The organism is Halomarina salina, from assembly GCF_023074835.1.
GTDB classification, from domain to species: domain Archaea; phylum Halobacteriota; class Halobacteria; order Halobacteriales; family Haloarculaceae; genus Halomarina; species Halomarina salina.
In genome coordinates this window covers 734,458-753,509 of record NZ_JALLGW010000001.1, presented here as the reverse complement: position 1 = coordinate 753,509, position 19,052 = coordinate 734,458, and the positions used below count along the sequence as shown (strand labels likewise).

Below are 19,052 nucleotides of genomic sequence, written 5' to 3'. Positions count from 1 at the left end.
CGTCCGAGTGTCTCCGGTCGTCCATGGCGTCCGATTCGGCGTGACCCACAAATGCGCTTCGATTTTTTGGCAGGCCTAAAACAATGGTCGGCGGACGACTGTCCGGCCGGTGGGAAAGCAGGGTACCGGTCGGGGAGCGTCCGCCGACGCGGTCAGTCGTCGTCGCCGCGGTCCACGACCGCCTCGGGCGACTGCTCACCGGCCTGCACGCCCCAGAGCGTGGCGTACAGTCCGTCCTCGGCCAGCAGGGCCTCGTGGGTGCCGCGCTCGACGACCCGGCCGTCGTCGAGGACGAGGATGCCGTCGGCGTTCTTCACCGTCGAGAGACGGTGGGCGATGACCAGCGTCGTCCGGTCCTCGGAGAGTCGGTCGAGCGAGCGCTGGATGAGCGCCTCCGTCTCGGTGTCGACGGCGCTCGTCGCCTCGTCCAGCACGAGGACGGGCGGGTCCTGCAACACGGTCCGGGCGATGGCGATGCGCTGGCGCTGGCCACCGGAGAGCTTCACGCCGCGTTCGCCGACGCGCGTCTCGTAGCCGTCGGGCAGGTCCCGGATGAACTCGTGGGCCTCGGCGGCGCGGGCGGCCTCGCGAATCTCTTCGTCGGTCGCGTCGAAGTGACCGTACTCGACGTTCTCGGCGATGGTGCCGTCGAACAGGAACGTGTCCTGGGAGACGTAGCCGACGCTCCGACGGAGACTGTCCACCGTGACGGCGTCGAGCGAGTGGCCATCGAGGCGAATCTTCCCACCGGTCGGTTCGTACAGGCGGAGCAAGAGTTTCAGGAGCGTCGACTTCCCCGCACCGGTCGGCCCGACGACGGCCACCGTCTCGCCCGGTGCGGCGTCGAACGTCACGTCGTGGAGGACCCGCTCGCCCGCTGTCGCGGAAGTCCCAGCGGCGGCCTCGGTGGTGGCGGCCCCAGCGGTGGCGGCGGCTGCGTCGCCATCTTCGCCGGGAGCGAGCGGTCGCTCCCCGTCGTACGCGAAGTCGACGCCGTCGTACTCGACGCGGCCCGCCACGTCGTCCAGTTCGACGGCGTCGGGCGCGTCCTGCACGCGCACCGGGATGTCCATCAGGCCGAAGACGCGTTCGGAGGAGGCCTTCGCGTTCTCGTACTGGTCGACGATGTTCGACACCTCCGACAGCGGCGTGACGAACCGCTGGGTCATGAACAGGAACGTGATGAGTTCACCCTCGCTGAGCGAGAGAGTGAACGGCCCCGGTGCCCCGTTGACGATCCAGTACCCGCCGACGAGGAACGTCGCGGCGAACGAGAGCCCCGCCAGCAGCTCCATCCCGGGCCGGTAGAGGTAGTTGAGCTTGAGGACGGCGATGGTGTCGTCGAACAGCTGTCTGGAGGCGCCCCGGACGCGCGAGACCTCGTAGCGCTCGCTCGCGCTGGACTTGATGAGTTCGATGCCCGACAGCGAGTTCTCCAGTCGCGTGTTGAGGTCGCCGACGGTGCTCCGCTGGGCGGCGTACAGCGGTTCGGCCGCGCGCATGAACCCGAGGGTGGCCACCACCATCAGCGGGACGGCGACGAGCGTCACCAGCGCGAGCTGCCAGTTGAGCCAGAACAGCACCGCGGCGATGCCGAGCACCATCACCACGAGCCGCGCCGAGTTCATCAGCGCGTTGTCGAGGAACATCTCCAGGTTCTGCGTGTCGTTGTTGAGGATGGACATCACCTCGCCCGTCTGCTTGTCGTCGAAGAACGCCATGTCGAGGCGCTGCATCTTCTCGAAGCTGTCGACGCGGACGGTGTGCATCACCTCGTGGGCGAACAGGTTGGCGGCGACGCCGTAGACGTAGGTGAAGACGGCCGTCACGACGAACGCGCCAGCGATGAGCCAGACGGAGAACCAGAACTGGTCGACCTGTGTCGCGGGAATCGCGCTCGCGGAGACCAGCGGCAGGTTGTACGAACCGGAGCCGAAGACGCCGTCGACGGCCGCACCGAGGACGAGCGGCGGGACGAGGCTGGCGACGCGGGCGACGAAGTTCCCGCCCATCCCGACGGCGAACCAGCCGAGTCGCGGCCGACCGTACTCACGGAACAGCCGATAGAGGGGCCGTTCGACGGCCGCCCGGTAGGCGTCGAACGGGTTCTCGTCGTTCACGTCAGCTCCTCTCAACGAACGGGCATACGTGCCACGGTTGCGTCCGACAGGGACCTCGGCTCACTCGCCGGCAGCGGGCCCGTCGGTGGCGGACTCGCTCGCAGCACTCCCCTCGGACTGGCCGCCGCTGGTGGCCTGCCCGGACGCCTCGTCGTCGGCCTCGCCGAGCGCGTACCGGGGGACGACCTCCGGTTCGGGCGTGTAGCGGACGGCGGCGTCGACGCGGAACACGTCGGCGAGCAGTTCCTCGGTGACGACCTGCCGGGGCGGTCCCCAGTCGTACGGTTCGCCGTCGCGGAGCGCGATGAGGTAGTCGGCGAAGCGGGCGGCCTGGGCGATGTCGTGCAGGACGACGCAGACCGTCACGCCCTCGTCGGCGTTGAGCGTGCGGAGCGTCTCCAGCACCCGCAACTGGTGGTGGAGGTCGAGGAACGTCGTCGGTTCGTCGAGGAGCAACACGTCCGTGTCCTGGGCGAGCACCATCGCGATCCAGGCGAGTTGCCGCTGCCCGCCGCTCAACTGGCCGACCTCGGTGGTCGCGAGGTGTTCGACGCCGGCCAGCCGCATCGCCCGCTCGACGGCCGCGTCGTCGTCCTCGCTCAGCGAGTCGAAGATGCCGCGGTAGGGGTACCGACCGTGGTAACAGAGGTCCTCGACGGTGATCGACGACGGCGAGTCGTGTTCCTGCGAGAGGTGGCCCAGTTCGCGGGCCAGTTCCTTCCCCGAGCGCTCCTGGATGTCCCGGCCACTGAGGACGACGTTCCCGCGTTCGGGCGCGAGTTCGCGCGCCAGCGTCTTCAGCAGCGTCGACTTCCCGGACCCGTTCGGGCCGACGAGCGCCGTTATCTCCCCGTTGGGGATGTCGAGTCGGTCGCACTCGACGACCGGCGTCTCGGTCGTGGGGTAGCCGATGGCGAGGTCCTCGCCGACGATGGCGCTGGCCGCGGCCTCGTCGTGGCTGCCCGTCGAGCGGCCGTCCCTGGCGGCGACGTCGGCTTCGTCGGCCGACTCTCCGACGGGGTCGTCGGTCCGGTCGCCACCGTCCGCCGTGGCGGAGGTGGCCGGCGAACGGTCCGGGGCTGCGCCGTCGTGTTCGGGCCCGTCCTGACTCATAGTTCACCCATCGTCTGCTGTTTCCGCATGAGGTAGAGGAAGTACGGCCCGCCGATGAGACCCGTGACGATGCCGACGTGGAGCTGCTGGGGCTGGTTGAACGCGAGTTCGAAGAACAGCCGAGCGCCGACGTCGGCCGCGCACATCAGCGCCGGACCGACGAACAGACAGCCGACGACGAGCTTCCGGTAGTCGCTCCCGACGATGTTGCGGACGACGTGGGGGACGATGAGGCCGACGAAGCTGACGATGCCCGCGACGGCGATGGAGGCGGCCGCTGCGAGGATGGCGACCGCCGAGAGCCCGAAGCGCATGCGTTCGACGGGCATCCCGAGCGACCGGGCCGTCGACTCCCCGAGCAGGAGGACGTTCAACTGCCGGGCGAGCGCGAGCGACAGCACGACGGCGACGAACGTTCCGGGGAGCGCGAGGCGGACCTGCTCCCACTCGACGCCGGTCAGCGACCCCGTCGTCCACGCGATGGCCTGCTGGACGACGCCGATGTCGCTCGCGAACGTGAACAGCGCCGTCTGGAGCGACTGGAACACCGTCGAGACGATGACGCCCGCCAGGACGAGCCGGACCGGACTCGTCCCGCCCTTCCACGCGATGGCGTAGACGATGGCGAACGCCAGCGCGCCGCCCAGCGCCGCCGTCAGCGGGAGCATCGCGGTCGAGTCGAAGACGAACGTCGTGATACCCAGCGGGATGGCGATACTGACGCTGGAGAAGACGACGAGTGTGAGCAGCACCGCCAGTCCCGCACCGGAGGAGACGCCGAGGATGAACGGGCTGGCGAGTTCGTTGCGCGTGACCGCCTGGAAGATAGCGCCCGACACCGCGAGCGCCATCCCGACGAGGATGGCGACGAACACGCGCGGCAGGCGGATGTTCCAGACGATGTTCGTCGCCGTCGGCAGGTCCACCTCGGCCGTCGAGAGACCGAGCGTCCCCGCCACCGCGTCGCCGAGCCCCTCCCCCAGCAGGAACCGCAGGAGCACCTGCGGGTGCGTCCAGACGGCCGGGTCGGCGACCGCACCCCACGCCTGCGGGATGCTCATCGAGTACGTCCCGAAACTCACCTGCACGAGCAGACTCGCCACGACGACCAGCGTCCCCCCGAGACAGAGCGTCACCAGTTTTCCGTCGAGCCACACCCGCCCCTGGTCCTGGCGGGTCGCGGCAGTGTCGGTGTCAGTCGCCATTCGATTGCCTTTAGGTACCCCTAAAACAGTGAAAACCGTTTCGGAGTCGGTCTCCTACGTGGGCTACTCTCGGAGCCGGGACGGTCGACGCGCTCCACGCTCGTGATTCGACTGCTACCCCCCGTTCGGAACACGGCAGGAGAGTGTCGAGGAACGGTCCGGGCTGGGAGCTACGTCGGGGGCCGTTCAGCCGGTGATGACGCTCGCCAGTTCGTCGCGGTCGAACAGTTCGCCGGAGAAGCTGTCGGGGTAGTACGCCTTGGCGAACCGCTCGGTGAGGAACAGGTTCTGGATGGGACCCTCGTAGATGGGACCGCCACGGAACACCATCCCGTTCTGGACCGCCGTGAGTTCGCTCGCGACCGGGTGCGATTCCATGTACGCGACGACCGTCTCCTGGAACTCCTGTTCGGTCTTCGTCTCGTGGCCTCGGATGAGGATGGACTCGGGGTCGACCTCCGCCATCGTCTCGTAGTCTATCTGGCCGCGGTCGTTCGTCGAGAGGCCGCCGATGCCCGACCCCTCCAGCGCGTCGCCGATGCCGAGGTCGTGGAACTGCTTCTTGTTCGTCCCCTTATCGCTGACCCGGTACGGCGAGAACGCGTCGGGTTCGTCGCCGGACCCGAACGTCAACAGCGCACTGGGCCGCTCGCTCTCCGCCGGGAGGTTCGACTCGACGGTCGAGAGCACGTCGTCGTGGAACGACGAGAACGCCTCGAAGCGGTCGGTCGCGTCGAACATCTGCCCGACCTTCTCGAACGCCTCGTACATCGAGTAGTACCGGTAGTCGTGCCAGGAGTCCGTCCGTCGGAAGATGGTGTTCCCCAGGAACGGCGCGACCTGCTCCGTTATCTCGTCGACGTCGCTCTGCTCCCAGCCGTCGAAGTTGTTCATCAGCCAGTTGGGGTCGACGAGGTGGAGGTCGGCGTCGACCTCGTAGAACAGTTCCTTGTCGATTCCCTCCTGGTACATGTTCGTCAACGACCCCTTGTCGACGGTGACGCCCGAGAGGTCGTCGTAGTAGCTCGTGTAGTAGCGCGACTTCTGCCCGACCGTCGCGACGGCGTCACCGTGACCGAGCGCGACGGCCATGTCGGCGTAGCCGGGGCAGTAGACGGCCACCGTCTCGGGGACCGCGTCGAACTGGACCTCGCCGACCGGTTCCATCGACACCGAGTACGACCCGCCCTCGGTGGTCGACTCCTCGGTCCCGTCGCCGCTCTCCGTGGTCCCGCTGGCGTCGGTCCCGGTACCGTCGGTCGTCGCGGCGTCCGTTCCCCCGGCGTCCCCTCCGTCGGTCGTCGAGTCGTCGCCCCCGCCACCCGTACAGCCGGCGAGCAGTGTACCGGCACCGACCGCACCGCTGGCGAGCAGGAACTGTCGTCGACTTCGCTCGTCGCTCATACGGTTTAGGCCAACCTAATCGGTTATAACTCCACCGAAGTTTCGGCGAGCCTAAACGCGTGCGAGCCGTCGCCACACCGCCGCGACGGCGACCATCACGAAGCCCACGAGTCGGACGCGGCGGGACGCAGCGCCGCGAGCGACGAACCGGACGTCGAGGCCCCGGTCGTACGCCGCGCGGGCAACGCGGAGCAACAGTCCCGGGACGAGCAGGTGCGCGACGCCGAGCACCGCGAGTGCCGCACGCAGGAACCGTTTTTCGCGCGCCGAGAGTTCGAGACGCATACCGGCGCTAGGACCTCCGGACGGCTGTCGGCACTGGTCGCGGCAACCGACGGTCGGCGACGGCGAGGGGAGGGGCGGAGCTATTTCACCCACCGCCGCGTCGCGCCACGCATGGCCGACACGTCCGTCGAGGAAGCGATGGCGAAGTACGGACCCAGCGAGATAACCACCGACGACCTGCTGACGGTGCCCGACCCGAACTTCTCGTCGGAGCACGTCGCGCTGGTGACCGGCGCGGGCAACGGCATCGGCCGGGCGACGGCGCTCGGTCTCGCCGCCAACGGCCTCACCGTCGTCGGTACCGACATCGACGAGGAGGGGCTCTCGGAGGTCGAGGACACCGCCGAGGACCTCGGCCTCGACGGCCGATTCCTCGGCGCCCCGGGCGACCTGACCGACGACGACGAGATGCGGTCGGTCGTCGACGCGGCGAGCGAGGAGGGGTCGGTGCGCTACCTCGCCAACATCGCGGGCATCCAGCACATCGACGCCATCGCCGACTTCCCGATGGAGAAGTACGACCAGATCCACGCCATCATGCTCCGCGCGCCGCTCCTGCTGACGAAGCTCTGCTGGCCGCACTTCGAGGAGGCGGGCGGCGGCGTCGTCTGCAACATGGCCTCCATCCACGGTCACTACGTCACCCGCGACAAGGTGGCGTACAACTCCATGAAGTTCGGCCTCCGCGGCCTCACGCAGTCCATCGCCGCGGAGGGCGAGGGGTCGATTCGCGGGTTCTCGGTCAGCCCAGCCTACGTGAAGACCGAGCTCGTCGCCAAGCAGCTGCCCGACACCGCCGACGCCCGCGGCATCACCGTCGACGAGGCGGTGACGCAGGTGCTGCTCGAACAGGCCCGCACGAAGGAGATGATGGAACCGTACGAGGTGGCGAACGTCTGCACGTTCGGCCTCTCGAAGCACGGCCACTACATCAACGCGGGCGACCTGCTACTCGACGGCGGCTACACGCTCACCTACGACTGAGCCGACACGATTCGGGGGACGGGCACCGATAGATTGATAGATAGATGTTCCTGAATTTCGCCGTCCACTAGGGGAGCTGAACGTTCTGGACACAGGTGGGCTCAGTAGGTCGCCTTGGTCTGGTGCCCGGCGGTAACCAGTTCCCGCTAGTGGACTCCTCTCCGAGTCGAGCGCGCTCGACCGTGACCACACGCCGGAGCCGTCACTCCAGCCAGTCGGTGAACGAGCCCTCGACGAGCGTCGCGTCCTGTTTCTCCACGTAGTCGCTCTGCATGGCGTAGACCGCCTCGTCGAACGGCGCGCCGTCCGCGACCAGCTGGCGGACCCGCTCGTGTTTCCACGAGGCGGGCGTCACGCCGCGGTCCACCCGGACGCCGAGGGGCTCGATGTACCGGTCTATCTCGCGCTCGGAGAGGCCCCGGAGCGAGAGGCCGTCGCGGGCGTACTCCAGCAGTTCGTCGAACAGCACGTCGGAGTCCGTCGTCTCCTCGCCGTCGGCGGTGACCCACCGGAACTCGCCGTCGAGGCCGTCGCGGACGGCGGCGTAGAAGTTGTCGCGGGCGGCCTCCCACGGCAAGTCGACCAGCGGGTGGTCGCGGGCGTGGAGGCTCTCCAGCAGGCCGGCGTAGGCGGCCATGAACGCCATCGAGTCGCGGACGGTCGGCTGGCCCGGAATCGGACGGAACTCGATGCGGGCGTTCGCGGCCGACTTCGTCGGCCCGTCGAACACCGGGCGGACCCACCGCCAGTACGAGCCGTGGGTGTGCCGGAAGTGCGCGAACTGGTCGTCGAACCGCCCCTGCTCGTCGATGAGCATCGGGACGACGGTGTGGTCGGCGGCGATGTCGTCGATGGCCTCCTCGACGCTGTCGAAGTCCGGCGGGAACCGCACCTTGTTCTCGCCGCCCGTGTTGAGGAACGACTCGAAGACGCCGACGCGACTCTCCATCCAGCCGTCGTCGAGGACCGTCTCGGGGTCGGCGTCGTACAGCTCCGGCGGCACGAACGGCGAGTTGACGCCGAGTGCGAGCAGCGGCCCCGCGATGCGGAGCGCGTAGGCGAAGTACCCCGGCAGGTCGGGCGCGTGCGAGACCTGGTAGTGGGGCTGGATGGACGTGATGAGGCTCTCGGGCATGACGGTGTCCGCCGACAGCGAGACGTGGGGGAGGTCGAGTTCCATCCGGATGCCGTCGCCGACGTTCGCCATCGCGTGGTAGCGCACGGCGTCGGACATGTTCGTCGCGATGCGGACGTCGGCGTCCTCGACGCTGTCCGAGAGGTACGAGCGCGCCGTCTCGCCGACCGGCGGGACCGTCCAGATGCCGTCCGAGACGAGGTCGATGCCCGAGGAGCGCGTCTCGCGGAGCGCCGCGTCGAGGCGCGCCTGCACCTCCGCGGTCTGGGCGCGCAGGCCGTACTTCGAGAGCGGCTGTGGCGTCGTCTGCATCTCGGCGTTGTGGAGGCCGAGTTCCTTCTCGAAGCCGATGTACTGGAGGAGGCGACGCGGGACGCGCTTCAGCGAGTGGTCGTCGGTGTCGACGCCGTAGAACTCGTACTCCAGTCCGACGATGCCCTGCGGGTTGTCGAACGTCCCCGCCTGGACCTCGCGCTTCAGGTCGTCGGCTTCCCGCTCGACCCGGCGCTGGAACTCCTCGGCGTCGACCGAGAGGACCTCGGTGACCCGCGAAGCGAGGTCTGAGGCAGTCATACCACCCTCCACGGCGGGGGAGGATTTCAACGTCGGGGTTTCACCCGACGGCAACGGCGCTCGGCGGTCGGGCGCGGAAGAAGTAGTTCCACCAGGATTCGAACCTGGGTCGTTGCCCCCAGAAGGCAACAGGATTGGCCACTACCCCATGGAACTGCAGTTCAACCGAAGGAGCCCGGATATTAAAACGTCGTGGTTCCGCGTCGACGCTCGACCTCGACCCCTTCGTTTCGGGTCGAACGTGCATCTTCGTCAGCTACTTGAGCGTGAAGTATGCACGAACACGTATGTACGTCGGTCGCTTCGTCGTCGTCGGTCCCGGCATCGGTGGGTATCGAGTCTCCTCGCGGTCGTTCCCGAACCGGCGGGTCGCCGACCGGGACGGGACGCTCACCGTCGCGCCCACGCCGGACGCGCCGCCCACGGACAACCCGTACGTCTCGTACAACTGCCTGCGGACCGTCGACCGGGCGGACGGCCCCGTGGCGGTCGTCGGCAACGGGTCGCACGTCGATCCCGTCACCGAGAAGCTCGGGCTGGGCTACCCCGCTCGCGACGCGCTAGCGCTCTCCCTGCTCGCGCTGGACTTCGAGAAGGACGACTACGACACGCCGCGGGTCGCCGGAGTCGTGGGGGCGGAGACGGCCACCGTCGCCACGGTCCGCCGGGATGGACTGGTCGTTCGAGAAGTCGACGAACCGACGCTCGTCGCCACCTACGAGGCCGACGACCCCGAACCGTTCGCCCTCGACGCCGACGACGCGGCGGGCGCTGCCCGCGAACTGTACGACCACGAGTTCGAACACGCGGTCTGCGCGGCGGGCGTCACGGTCGGCGCGGGCGGCGAGGGCGTCGACAGCGCGTTCGTCAACGAGTAGCTGACCGCTCTCCGGTCGTCGTCGAGACGGTCCGAGCCGACTGTCTCCTGCACTGGTAATCACCAACACGGGTAGGTCTCGGTAGCCGTATCGAGATAACCGGATACCAATAGCGAGGTAGCAATATTTTTCCTAAAAATATATATCTGAGTCGGAACCTTGATATTGGGAACGGAGCGATACAGGAGTGATGACAGAGAACTCGTCCACTCGCATCTCGCGTCGCACGTTCATCGCTGCCTCGGGGACGGCCGGTGCACTGGCGCTCGCTGGGTGTACGCGTAATCCAAACGCAGGTGCCGGTGGCGGGTCCGCAGGGGACTCGGCGGGTGGAGAGAACGGTGGCGACGGCACCACCGACGGCGGGTCGGGCGGGAGTGGCTCGCTCTCGGGCTCTATCGACATCGCGGGCAGTTCGACCGTGTTCCCGCTGGCGACGGCCGTCTCCGAGGAGTTCCGCGGGGAACACCCGGACGTGAAGATAAACGTCTCCTCGACGGGGTCCGGCGGTGGGTTCGCGAACCACTTCTGCCCGGGCAACACGCAGTTCAACAACGCTTCGCGGCCCATCAAGGAGGAGGAGAAGGCCCAGTGCGAGAGCAACGACGTCACGCCGGTCGAACTGAAGGTGGCGACGGACGCGCTCACCGTCGTCGTCAGCCCGGAGAACGACTGGGTCGACAGCATGACCGTCGACCAGTTGAAGCAGGTCTGGTCGGCCGAGAGTCCGCCCGAGACGTGGAGCGACATCAACTCCGACTGGCCGGACGAGAACCTGGAACTGTTCGGCCCGACCGACGCCTCGGGGACGTACGACTACTTCATCGAGGCCGTCATCGGCGAGGAGGGACCGGGCCACCGGACCGACTACTCTGCGACCGAGCAGGACCGCACCATCATCCAGGGCGTCCAGAACTCCAAGTACGCGATCGGCTACCTCGGCTTCGCCTACTACAGCGAGAACGAGAACTCGGTGAAGGCACTCGGTATCGACGACGGAGACGGTCCGGTCAAGCCGTCGCTGGAGACCGCGAAGAGCGGTGAGTACGCACCGCTCGCCCGCCCGCTGTTCACCTACGCCGCGAAGGAGTCCCTCGCGGAGGAGCACGTCGCCGAGTTTGCGACGTACTTCGTCGAGCAGTCGACGAACAGGGAGGTCGTCGCCGACCAGGTCGGCTACGTCCCGAACTCCGAGGAGGAGGCGAGCGCCCAGATGGAGACGCTCCAGAAAGCCATCGACGAAGCTCAGGGCAACTGAGCGACAGGTGCGCTACCGTCGAACGAAGCGCTTTTTCGAACAGGAGGGAATCTACCAGGCAAAAGATGAGCACCGACGACATCGAAAGTGACCTTACGAGGAGAACAGAAAACTCCCCCAGAGAGCTTCTCTCGCGTTCGTTCTTCTTCCTCTGTGCCGCGCTGTCCATCGCGACGACGTTCGGTATCGTCGCGTTGCTCGCGACGGAGGCCGCGAAGTTCTTCACCTTCAGCGCGCCGCTGGTCGGCATCGAGGGAGAGACCGTCTCCGTCGTCGACTTCCTGACCGGAACCGAGTGGCGGGCGTCGGCGGGCGACTTCGGCGTCCTCGCACTGGTCTCGGCGACGCTGATGATCACCATCTGCTCTGCGCTCATCGCGCTCCCGCTGGGTGTGGCGACGGCCATCTACCTGAGCGAGTACGCGAGCAACCGGGTCCGGTCGGTGCTGAAGCCCGCACTCGAGATACTCGCGGGCGTCCCGACGGTCGTCTACGGCTTCTTCGCGCTCATCTACATCACGCCCGCGCTGGAGGTCGTGTTCCCGAACATCCAGTTCTTCAACGTCCTGGCGGCGAGCATCGTCGTCGGCATCATGATCATCCCGATGGTCGCCTCCATCAGCGAGGACGCGATGTCCGCCGTGCCCGACGAACTCCGGCAGGCGGGCTACGGGATGGGCGCGACGAAGTTCGACGTCTCGACGGGTATCGTCGTCCCCGCGGCCGTCTCCGGTATCTTCTCCTCGTTCATCCTCGCGCTCTCCCGCGCCATCGGCGAGACGATGGCCGTCACCATCGCCGCCGGGTCGCAGGCGAAGTTCCTCAACCCGCTGAACCCCACGTCGTACCTCGAAGGGGCGCTGCCGATGACGGCGTCGATGGTGAAACTGCTGACCGGCGACTTCGCCGGCGGCGGTATCGAGTACCGCGCCGCGTTCGCCGTCGGCCTCACCCTGTTCGCGATCACGCTCATCATGAACATCGCTAGCGACTTCATCGCCGCACGCTACCGGGAGGAGTACTGAGATGGCGACCGACACCGACACCAGCGCAGTCGACGGGTTCGGTCAGGTCAGCCGCACCGTCGGCACCGTGTTCCGGTACGTGCTGCTGGCGGCGACGCTGTTCGGCATCGTCGTCCTCGGCATACTGCTGGTGTACGTCGCCAACGACGCCATCCAGCCGCTGACCGCCGACCCCGGCTGGCACCTGACGTTCTTCGCGGTGCTCGTCCTCCCGTCGCTGGTCGTCGGAGGGTATCTCGCGTACACGAACCCGGCAGCGCTCGGGATTGGCCTCAGCGTCATCGGACTCCTCGTCGTCGCCCTGATGTTCGCGGCGGGGGCGTCGCTCATCTTCGTCGACATCATCTCGCCGCTCGCCTGGCTCGGGGTCGTTCTGGCGACGCTCGTCCCCGCGGCACTCGTCGTGGGCATCGTCCGCCTCGACCACCGGATACCGTTCCTCGCGCGACTCGGACTGACGGTCGGTCTCTTCTACCTGTCGTACTTCGGCCTCTTCGGCCCGCTCGGTTGGCAGGTGGGGCTCCCGCAGGTGGTGCCGAGGCTCTCCGCCATCGTCGTCCTGTACGTGCCGTACATCCCGACGCGTCCGATGACGATGGCACTCACCCTCGGCCTCCCGGTCGCACTCGTCGTCGGCGGGTTCTTCACCCGCGCGAACGGGACACGGGCGGGTCGCGTCGCGGCCGTGGTGGCGTTCGCCGTGACCGTCGCCGCCGGTGTCGTCGGACCGTACCTGGGGTTCACGCCGGTCCCCGCGACGATTCTCGCCGCGATGGCCGTCGTTCCGACCGGGGCGTACGCCGCCAACGTCGCCGTCAACAGACCCGACCTACGGGTCGGTCTCCTCCTGTCGGCGATTCTCTTCGGCGGCGCGTACCTCGGCGCGTACGTCGTCGCGACGCTCGGCTTCGCGGGGCCACAGTCGTGGGTCGACTGGCAGTTCCTCACCAGCGCCCACAGTTCGACGGCGGTAGACGCGGGGCTCTACCCCGCCATCGGCGGCTCTATCATGCTGATGGTCGTCGTCGCCGTCCTCTCGTTCCCCGTCGGCGTCGGTGCGGCGGTCTACCTCGAGGAGTACGCCCCGGACAACCGCTTCACCCGTATCATCGACGTCAACATCTCGAACCTCGCGGGCGTCCCGTCGGTCGTCTACGGCCTGCTGGGGCTGGGGCTGCTGGTCACGTACCTCGACCAGCCCTCGGGGTCGCTGTTCGTCGCCGGGGCGGCGCTGGGACTGCTCATCCTGCCCATCGTCATCATCTCCTCTCGCGAGGCCATCCGCTCGGTCCCCAGCGACATGCGCGAAGCCTCCTACGGGATGGGGGCGACCCGCTGGCAGACGGTCCGGAACGTCGTCCTGCCGCGGGCGTTCCCCGGTATCCTGACCGGAACCATCCTCGCGCTCGGTCGCGCCATCGGTGAGACGGCTCCGCTCATCATGGTCGGCGTGGCGAGCGTCCAGTACAACCTGCCGGGACAGCTCTCGGACAAGATGACGGCGATGCCGATGCAGGTGTACGTGTGGGCGAGCACGTTCGCCAGCGACGACTTCTACCAGCGCGCCGTCCCGGCGGGCGTCGTCGTCCTCGTCGTCGTCCTGCTGGCGATGAACTCGGCGGCTATCGTCCTGCGGAACCGCTATCAGCGCGAGAACTAACACACGACCATGAACAACAACGAATCGGAGACGACGGTAGCATCGGACGAGTCGAAGGACCCCACCGGCGAGACGCTCGTCGACACGGACGTCAGTTCGGGGCTGGAGGGCGGCGACCGGTCGACGCGACCGGACGACCCCATCGTCCGCGCCGAGGGCATCAGCGTCTGGTACGACGACGACCAGGCGCTCGACGACATCACGCTGGCCATCCCCGAGCACAAGGTGACCGCGATGATCGGCCCCTCGGGGTGTGGGAAGTCGACGTTCCTCCGGTGTATCAACCGGATGAACGACCTCATCGACGCCGCCCGCGTTGAGGGCGACCTGTACCTCGGCGGGAAGAACGTCTACGACGCGGACGTCGACCCGGTCGCGCTCCGCCGCCGCGTCGGGATGGTGTTCCAGAAACCCAACCCGTTCCCGAAGTCCATCCGCGAGAACGTCCTCTACGGCCTGAAGGTACAGGGCATCCAGGCCGACTACGACCAGGTCGTCGAGGAGTCGCTGAAGCGGGCGGCGCTCTGGGACGAGGTCAAGGACCGCCTCGACGAGTCCGGCCTCGAACTCTCCGGCGGGCAACAGCAGCGCCTCTGCATCGCCCGCGCCATCGCCCCCGACCCCGAGGTCCTGCTGATGGACGAACCCGCCTCGGCGCTCGACCCCATCGCCACCTCGCAGATAGAGGACCTCATCGACGACCTGGCCGAGGAGTACACCGTCGCCATCGTCACGCACAACATGCAGCAGGCCGCCCGCATCTCGGACAAGACGGCCGTCTTCCTCACCGGCGGGGAACTCGTCGAGTTCGACGACACGCAGAAAATCTTCGAGAACCCCGAGAACGACCGCGTCGAGGACTACATCACCGGCAAGTTCGGATGAGGCGACGCGGCGACGCGCGGACTGTCGGCACGTCGGCCCCGACGTCGCCCCGGACCGGCGTGACGACGGGCGACAGGTAGAAATAGCTCTTCTCGGTACCTCGGGGCGATGGACGAGTCGAACGACCGAACCGGAAACGAGTGGGACGCCGACGCCTACGACGACGGGCACTCGTTCGTGTTCGAGTACGGCGAGCGCGTGGTCGACCTGCTGGAACCGGACGAGGGCGAACGCATCCTCGACCTCGGCTGTGGAACGGGTCACCTGACGGCACGCATCGCCGAGTCGGGAGCGACGGTCGTCGGCCTCGACGCCGCGGAACCGATGGTCGCGGAGGCCCGCGAGCGCTACCCCGACTGCGAGTTCGTCCACGCCGACGCCCGGTCGTTCTCGTTCGACCGGCCGTTCGACGCGGTGTTCTCCAACGCGGCGCTCCACTGGATCCACGACCAGGACGCCGTCCTCGACTCGGTCACGGACGCGCTCCGCCCCGGTGGCCGGTTCGTCGCGGAACTCGGCGGGGCCGGGAACGTCGCCGCCATCGTCGGCGCGGTCCGCGAGGAGGCAGCCGCTCGCGGCTACGACGTCGACAGTCCGTGGTACTTCCCGAGCGTCGGCGAGTACGCCACGAGGCTCGAATCGCACGGGCTCGAGACGCGGTACGCACGCCTCTTCGACCGCCCGACGGACCTCGACGACGGCGCGGACGGCCTCGCCAACTGGCTCGAGATGTTCGGCGACGGCCTGCTCTCGGCGGTCCCCGAGGGAGAGCGGTCGGCGGTGGTCGCGGGCGTCGAAGCGCGCCTCCGCGACGACCTGTTCCGCGAGGGGACGTGGGTCGCCGACTACCGGCGACTCCGCGTCGTCGCCCACGCCGAGTAGCCCGGTCGAACCTCGACGGTACTCGGCGGTGAGAGCGGCACCCGCGACGGCGAATCCCCAGCCGAGGGGAGCCGACAGTAGGTCGATAGAGGCCTCTTAGCGAGCTTCTTTACGAAGAGTGGGCACGGTTCAGGTGGCGCGTCACGCCACCGACGACCCAGGCCTGTCCGTTCCAGTCCGTCGTTCCTCGCCGGGTCGGCGCGCCGCCGCTTCGCGACGCCCGCGCGGGCACTACCCCCTGCCCGCGCGGTCCGTGCTCGCTCCTCACTCCCTCGCAGAGCGCAGTCAGTATCCGAGGGCGACGAGACTACTCCGCGAACTCCTCCTGGACGATGCGGAGCGCCTGCTCGCGGTCGTCCCACCGGACGAAGATGGCGACGCTGGTCGCACTGGTGAGCAGGTCGTGGATGGTGATGTGCGCGTCGGCCAGCGGGTCGACTATCTGCCGGATGACGCCGGGCCGGTTCGGGAGTTCGCCGCCCGTCACCCGGATGACGGCGACGGCGGGGTCGACGGTGACGCTCGACAGCGTCGGCTCGTCGACCACCTCGTCGTGGAGCACCGTCTCGGCCTCCTCGGCGAGGCTCTGGTCGACGTAGTAGGTGATGGAGTCCATGCCGCTGGCGACCGCGTCGATGTTGATGTCGCCCTCGGTCAGCGCGGCCGACAGTCGGGCGAGGATGCCCGGCTGGTTCCGGATGGCACGTCCCGCGATGGTGAGACACGCCAGCGGGTCCTCCCGCAGGTCGATGAGGTTCTCGAACTGGCCCTCGACGCTCGTCCCCCCCGATAGCAGGTTGCCGTGCTGGTAGTGGACGACGCGGACCCCGAGCGTCTCGCTCTTGTACGACAGCGCCGACGGCGCGATGACCTCCGCGCCGCGGAACGAGAGGTTCCGGAGTTCGTCGACGGTGATCTGGCCGACGTTGCGCGCTCCCTCGACGACGGCGGGGTCGCCGGTCATGACGCCCTCGACGTCGGTGACGATGACCACCTCGTCGGCGTCCATGTAGTTGCCCAGCATCACGGCGCTCGTGTCCGAGCCGCCGCGACCGAGCGTCGTCACGTTGCCCGCGTGGTCCTGCGCGAGGAAGCCCGTCAGGACCGGGACGGTGTCCTCCAGGCGGTCGGCGAGCGCCTTCGCGCGGCGGTTCGTCTCCTCGACGTCCACCTCGCCGCGGGCGTTGGTGATGACCGGCCACGCGTCGCTGCCGGGTTCGAGGAACAGCGCGTTCACGCCGCGGGCGGCCAGCGCAGCCTTCAGCATCCGGACCGAGGTCCGCTCGCCCATCGAGACGATCTCGGCGCGGTCCTTCTCGTCGGCGTCGAACGAGATGGCTTCGAGGAGGAAGTCGGTCGTGCTCCCCATGGCGCTGGCGACGATGGCGACCTCGTGGCCCTCCTCGACGGCCTTGGCGACGGAGTCGGCCGCCCGGTTGATGCGGTCGCCGTTACCGAGGCTCGTCCCGCCGAACTTCGCTACGACCCGCATACTCCTCCTCGATTCCGCAAGCGGCGGTCGACTCCTCGGTTCCGCAGTCGGTCGTCGGGTGACCGTCGAGACGACCCCAGCGTCGTCCGCGACTCAGGCGTGTCAAACATTGTCGTGAACAGGCCCCGGTCGGGCATAAACCGACGGTATTCAACGAAGGCTTGCCGCGGGCCATCGTCGGCGGGTGATTTATCCCGTGGCAGGAACTAGCAAGGGGACGATGCAGGTGCGGGACGCAGTCGAGGCCGACGCCGAGCGCCTCGCCGAACTGACGGGCCGACCACGAGACGTGATGCGAAACCTCGTCCACGACCGGACGGTGCGCGTGGGGATAGCGGACGAGGCCATCGCCGGGTTCGTGAGCTTCGACGCGGAGCGCGACACGGTGTACGTCACGCAGCTGGAAGGCGAGTGCGACGCGTACGAACGACTCCTCGAAGAGCCCATCCGGTTCGCACGCAGCGAGTCGATGGCCGTCGAACTCCTCCTCCCGGAGCACGACGACAGCCGTCGAGACGCGGCCGAGAACCACGGGTTCGAGAGCGACGGCACCGGCCCACGCTTCGAGGGGACGGAGACCGTTCGCTACCGGCTGGCCTCCTGAACACGGGTTAGGAGACGACGACGAGGAGACCGTCGTCCGGTGAGCGGTGCGGTTAGGGTGTGGTGGCTGTAGCGGTGCTGTGCGGGGTGGTAGTGTGTCGTACCGCGAGTGAGGCGTATTGCGCCGAACGAGCGGGGTGACTGAACCCTCGAAGGAGCGAGCAAAGCGAGCGACTGAGAGGGTGAGGGAATCCTTTTGGTCCAGCTTTTGCCAGCGAGCCGTCAGTGACCGCCGAGCGATAGCGAGGCGTGTCCCTGACGAGCGAGCGCAGCAAAAGGTGGGTGTTAACAGACCGGCTTCGGGTTGACGCCCATCCCCTCCAGTCGGTCGGTGTACTCCTCGTAGGCGGCCTGAATCGCACCGCTGGCGGCCTCGGCGGCCCGGTCCCAGTCGTCGTCGCTCTCGCAGACCGACTCGAGGAGCGCGAGCGCGCGGTCGAGCTGGTCGTCGAGGTCCTCGTTCATCGCGCGAATCTCGCGGGTCGTCGAGGGGTCGGCCTGCCCGACGAAGAAGCCGACGAGCTGGTCCTTCGACTTCTCGGCGGCGAGCGTCCGCCCGAGGAAGCCGCCAGCGCGGTCGAGGGTGTCCTCGCGGTCGCGGAGATACTGCTGGATGGCGGGCACCTCGCTCACCTCCACCTCTTCGCCGAGCAGGTCGGCGACGGTGCGGTAGTGCTCCTCCTCCTCGGCGGCGGTGTCGGCGAACGCCTCCCCCGCTTCGCCGCCCTCGCTCTCGGCCCACGACTCGTACGTCTCCCACGCGGCCCGTTCGGCCTCGGCGGTGGCCCGGAGGACGGTGTCGCGCTCGATGTCCCCCTCGGTGTCGGCGTACAGCGCCTTCGACGATCCGAGTCGGGAGAGGGCGGTGCGGTTGTCCTCGCGAATCCGGTCGGCGAACTCGTCAGCGGTCATGGGGGACGTACGACTGGCGCGGGTTTGTAGCCACCGGGATAGCTCCGGTTCGGACCCGCCGGGAGAGCGACGATGGGAATAGCGTTTTGTCCACGCGACGAGTGGGCGGGGTATGGACCGCGTGCCAAGCGTCATCGCCGGTGGGGTGGCCGGAACCGCCGTCCTCTCGCTGCTGTTGATTCTGCTGGAGGTCCAGACGCGCGAGCAGATACTCGTCTTCGACGTCATCGCCCGGTTCGTCGGCGTCCCCGGCCAGCAGACCGTCGGGTTCGTCATCTTCCTGATCGCGGGTATCGTCGCGTGGCCGCTGGTGTTCCTCGCCATCGAGGACTACATCCCCGGCGGCCCGGACCCGGCCGCCCGTGGCGTCGTCCTCTCGATTCCGCTCTGGATAGCGTTCGACATCGCGGGGCGGGGCGACATCGCGGGACCGCTGCTCCTCGTCTACATCGCGCTGACGTTCGTCGCGCACGTCGCCTACGGCTGGGTGATGGGCGCGGTGTACGCGCACCTCCACGGCGGGACCGAACTGCCGCAGGAGGAGTACACCTACGGCTGAACGGGGACAGACGGCGGGACAGCCCGACTCGGACGACGCCGGCCAGACTACCCAGGGAGACGACGGTAAGTGGCCCTGC

The 19,052-nt window shown here is 68.1% G+C and carries 17 protein-coding genes and 1 tRNA gene; 9 read left to right on the top strand and 9 right to left on the bottom strand.

The window, feature by feature from the left end:
• Positions 1 to 152: 152 nt before the first annotated feature.
• From MX571_RS03800 to MX571_RS03780, 5 genes are all read right to left on the bottom strand, one after another.
• On the bottom strand, positions 153 to 2,120 hold the full coding sequence (locus MX571_RS03800) for an ABC transporter ATP-binding protein (protein WP_247414255.1): 1,968 nt from the start codon (positions 2,118 to 2,120) through the stop codon (positions 153 to 155).
• Between the two features lie 60 nt (positions 2,121 to 2,180).
• Positions 2,181 to 3,233, bottom strand: a complete 1,053-nt coding sequence (locus tag MX571_RS03795; RefSeq protein WP_247414254.1) for an ABC transporter ATP-binding protein — start codon at positions 3,231 to 3,233, stop codon at positions 2,181 to 2,183.
• Positions 3,230 to 4,438 carry a FecCD family ABC transporter permease gene (locus tag MX571_RS03790; protein WP_247414253.1) on the bottom strand — a complete coding sequence of 403 codons (1,209 nt, stop codon included), beginning with the start codon at positions 4,436 to 4,438 and terminating at the stop codon, positions 3,230 to 3,232. The genes MX571_RS03795 and MX571_RS03790 overlap by 4 nt, the downstream gene beginning before the upstream one ends.
• Before the next feature lie 186 nt (positions 4,439 to 4,624).
• Positions 4,625 to 5,842 carry an ABC transporter substrate-binding protein gene (locus tag MX571_RS03785; protein ID WP_247414252.1) on the bottom strand — a complete coding sequence of 406 codons (1,218 nt, stop codon included), beginning with the start codon at positions 5,840 to 5,842 and terminating at the stop codon, positions 4,625 to 4,627.
• A 51-nt stretch (positions 5,843 to 5,893) separates the two neighbouring features.
• Complete coding sequence (locus MX571_RS03780) at positions 5,894 to 6,127, bottom strand: hypothetical protein (RefSeq protein WP_247414251.1); 234 nt, start codon at positions 6,125 to 6,127, stop codon at positions 5,894 to 5,896.
• Between the two features lie 111 nt (positions 6,128 to 6,238).
• On the opposite strand from MX571_RS03780, the gene MX571_RS03775 reads away from it, so the two are divergent.
• Positions 6,239 to 7,111 (top strand): SDR family oxidoreductase, encoded by an 873-nt coding sequence (locus MX571_RS03775; protein WP_368408980.1) that lies wholly within the window; start codon positions 6,239 to 6,241, stop codon positions 7,109 to 7,111.
• A 202-nt stretch (positions 7,112 to 7,313) separates the two neighbouring features.
• Here the strand turns inward: MX571_RS03775 and MX571_RS03770 are convergent, their stop codons facing one another.
• On the bottom strand, positions 7,314 to 8,819 hold the full coding sequence (locus tag MX571_RS03770; protein WP_247414250.1) for a glutamate-cysteine ligase family protein: 1,506 nt from the start codon (positions 8,817 to 8,819) through the stop codon (positions 7,314 to 7,316).
• Between the two features lie 83 nt (positions 8,820 to 8,902).
• Positions 8,903 to 8,975 (bottom strand) — tRNA-Gln (locus tag MX571_RS03765).
• Between the two features lie 131 nt (positions 8,976 to 9,106).
• Here MX571_RS03765 and MX571_RS03760 point away from each other — a divergent pair.
• The 6 genes from MX571_RS03760 to MX571_RS03735 all read left to right on the top strand — a co-directional run bounded on the left by MX571_RS03760 (position 9,107) and on the right by MX571_RS03735 (position 15,407).
• Positions 9,107 to 9,697 (top strand): IMP cyclohydrolase, encoded by a 591-nt coding sequence (locus MX571_RS03760; RefSeq protein WP_247414249.1) that lies wholly within the window; start codon positions 9,107 to 9,109, stop codon positions 9,695 to 9,697.
• Between the two features lie 190 nt (positions 9,698 to 9,887).
• Positions 9,888 to 10,955, top strand: coding sequence for a phosphate ABC transporter substrate-binding protein PstS family protein (locus MX571_RS03755; protein ID WP_247414248.1), 1,068 nt, complete (start codon positions 9,888 to 9,890; stop codon positions 10,953 to 10,955).
• Between the two features lie 65 nt (positions 10,956 to 11,020).
• Complete coding sequence (pstC, locus tag MX571_RS03750; RefSeq protein WP_247414247.1) at positions 11,021 to 11,980, top strand: phosphate ABC transporter permease subunit PstC; 960 nt, start codon at positions 11,021 to 11,023, stop codon at positions 11,978 to 11,980.
• Position 11,981: 1 nt separating this feature from the next.
• Positions 11,982 to 13,640, top strand: coding sequence for a phosphate ABC transporter permease PstA (gene pstA / locus MX571_RS03745; RefSeq protein ID WP_247414246.1), 1,659 nt, complete (start codon positions 11,982 to 11,984; stop codon positions 13,638 to 13,640).
• Positions 13,641 to 13,649: 9 nt separating this feature from the next.
• Positions 13,650 to 14,525: a phosphate ABC transporter ATP-binding protein PstB gene (gene pstB / locus MX571_RS03740; protein ID WP_247414245.1), complete on the top strand. Its 876-nt coding sequence runs from the start codon at positions 13,650 to 13,652 to the stop codon at positions 14,523 to 14,525.
• Between the two features lie 108 nt (positions 14,526 to 14,633).
• Complete coding sequence (locus MX571_RS03735; protein WP_247414244.1) at positions 14,634 to 15,407, top strand: class I SAM-dependent methyltransferase; 774 nt, start codon at positions 14,634 to 14,636, stop codon at positions 15,405 to 15,407.
• Between the two features lie 307 nt (positions 15,408 to 15,714).
• Here MX571_RS03735 and MX571_RS03730 read toward each other — a convergent pair whose 3' ends face one another.
• Complete coding sequence (locus MX571_RS03730; RefSeq protein ID WP_247414243.1) at positions 15,715 to 16,899, bottom strand: aspartate kinase; 1,185 nt, start codon at positions 16,897 to 16,899, stop codon at positions 15,715 to 15,717.
• 220 nt (positions 16,900 to 17,119) lie between these two features.
• Here MX571_RS03730 and MX571_RS03725 point away from each other — a divergent pair, with 220 nt between their 5' ends.
• On the top strand, positions 17,120 to 17,503 hold the full coding sequence (locus MX571_RS03725) for a hypothetical protein (protein ID WP_247418421.1): 384 nt from the start codon (positions 17,120 to 17,122) through the stop codon (positions 17,501 to 17,503).
• A 284-nt stretch (positions 17,504 to 17,787) separates the two neighbouring features.
• Here MX571_RS03725 and MX571_RS03720 read toward each other — a convergent pair whose 3' ends face one another.
• Positions 17,788 to 18,414 carry a rubrerythrin family protein gene (locus tag MX571_RS03720; protein WP_247414242.1) on the bottom strand — a complete coding sequence of 209 codons (627 nt, stop codon included), beginning with the start codon at positions 18,412 to 18,414 and terminating at the stop codon, positions 17,788 to 17,790.
• A 112-nt stretch (positions 18,415 to 18,526) separates the two neighbouring features.
• Between MX571_RS03720 and MX571_RS03715 the strand changes: the two genes are divergently transcribed.
• A complete protein-coding gene (locus MX571_RS03715; RefSeq protein WP_247414241.1) occupies positions 18,527 to 18,973 on the top strand; it encodes a DUF6789 family protein in 447 nt (148 codons plus the stop codon).
• Positions 18,974 to 19,052 lie beyond the last annotated feature (79 nt).

Excerpts from the sequence above, each read along its gene's own strand:
- MX571_RS03770 (WP_247414250.1), bottom strand. The coding sequence starts at position 8,819 with ATGACTGCCTCAGACCTCGCTTCGCGGGTCACCGAGGTCCTCTCGGTC.
- MX571_RS03790 (WP_247414253.1), bottom strand. The coding sequence starts at position 4,438 with ATGGCGACTGACACCGACACTGCCGCGACCCGCCAGGACCAGGGGCGG.
- pstC (WP_247414247.1), top strand. The coding sequence starts at position 11,021 with ATGAGCACCGACGACATCGAAAGTGACCTTACGAGGAGAACAGAAAAC.
- MX571_RS03760 (WP_247414249.1), top strand. The coding sequence starts at position 9,107 with ATGTACGTCGGTCGCTTCGTCGTCGTCGGTCCCGGCATCGGTGGGTAT.
- MX571_RS03720 (WP_247414242.1), bottom strand. The coding sequence starts at position 18,414 with ATGACCGCTGACGAGTTCGCCGACCGGATTCGCGAGGACAACCGCACC.
- pstA (WP_247414246.1), top strand. The coding sequence starts at position 11,982 with ATGGCGACCGACACCGACACCAGCGCAGTCGACGGGTTCGGTCAGGTC.
- MX571_RS03730 (WP_247414243.1), bottom strand. The coding sequence starts at position 16,899 with ATGCGGGTCGTAGCGAAGTTCGGCGGGACGAGCCTCGGTAACGGCGAC.
- MX571_RS03755 (WP_247414248.1), top strand. The coding sequence starts at position 9,888 with ATGACAGAGAACTCGTCCACTCGCATCTCGCGTCGCACGTTCATCGCT.
- pstB (WP_247414245.1), top strand. The coding sequence starts at position 13,650 with ATGAACAACAACGAATCGGAGACGACGGTAGCATCGGACGAGTCGAAG.
- MX571_RS03775 (WP_368408980.1), top strand. The coding sequence starts at position 6,239 with ATGGCCGACACGTCCGTCGAGGAAGCGATGGCGAAGTACGGACCCAGC.
- MX571_RS03780 (WP_247414251.1), bottom strand. The coding sequence starts at position 6,127 with ATGCGTCTCGAACTCTCGGCGCGCGAAAAACGGTTCCTGCGTGCGGCA.
- MX571_RS03725 (WP_247418421.1), top strand. The coding sequence starts at position 17,120 with ATGCAGGTGCGGGACGCAGTCGAGGCCGACGCCGAGCGCCTCGCCGAA.
- MX571_RS03715 (WP_247414241.1), top strand. The coding sequence starts at position 18,527 with ATGGACCGCGTGCCAAGCGTCATCGCCGGTGGGGTGGCCGGAACCGCC.
- MX571_RS03795 (WP_247414254.1), bottom strand. The coding sequence starts at position 3,233 with ATGAGTCAGGACGGGCCCGAACACGACGGCGCAGCCCCGGACCGTTCG.
- MX571_RS03785 (WP_247414252.1), bottom strand. The coding sequence starts at position 5,842 with ATGAGCGACGAGCGAAGTCGACGACAGTTCCTGCTCGCCAGCGGTGCG.
- MX571_RS03735 (WP_247414244.1), top strand. The coding sequence starts at position 14,634 with ATGGACGAGTCGAACGACCGAACCGGAAACGAGTGGGACGCCGACGCC.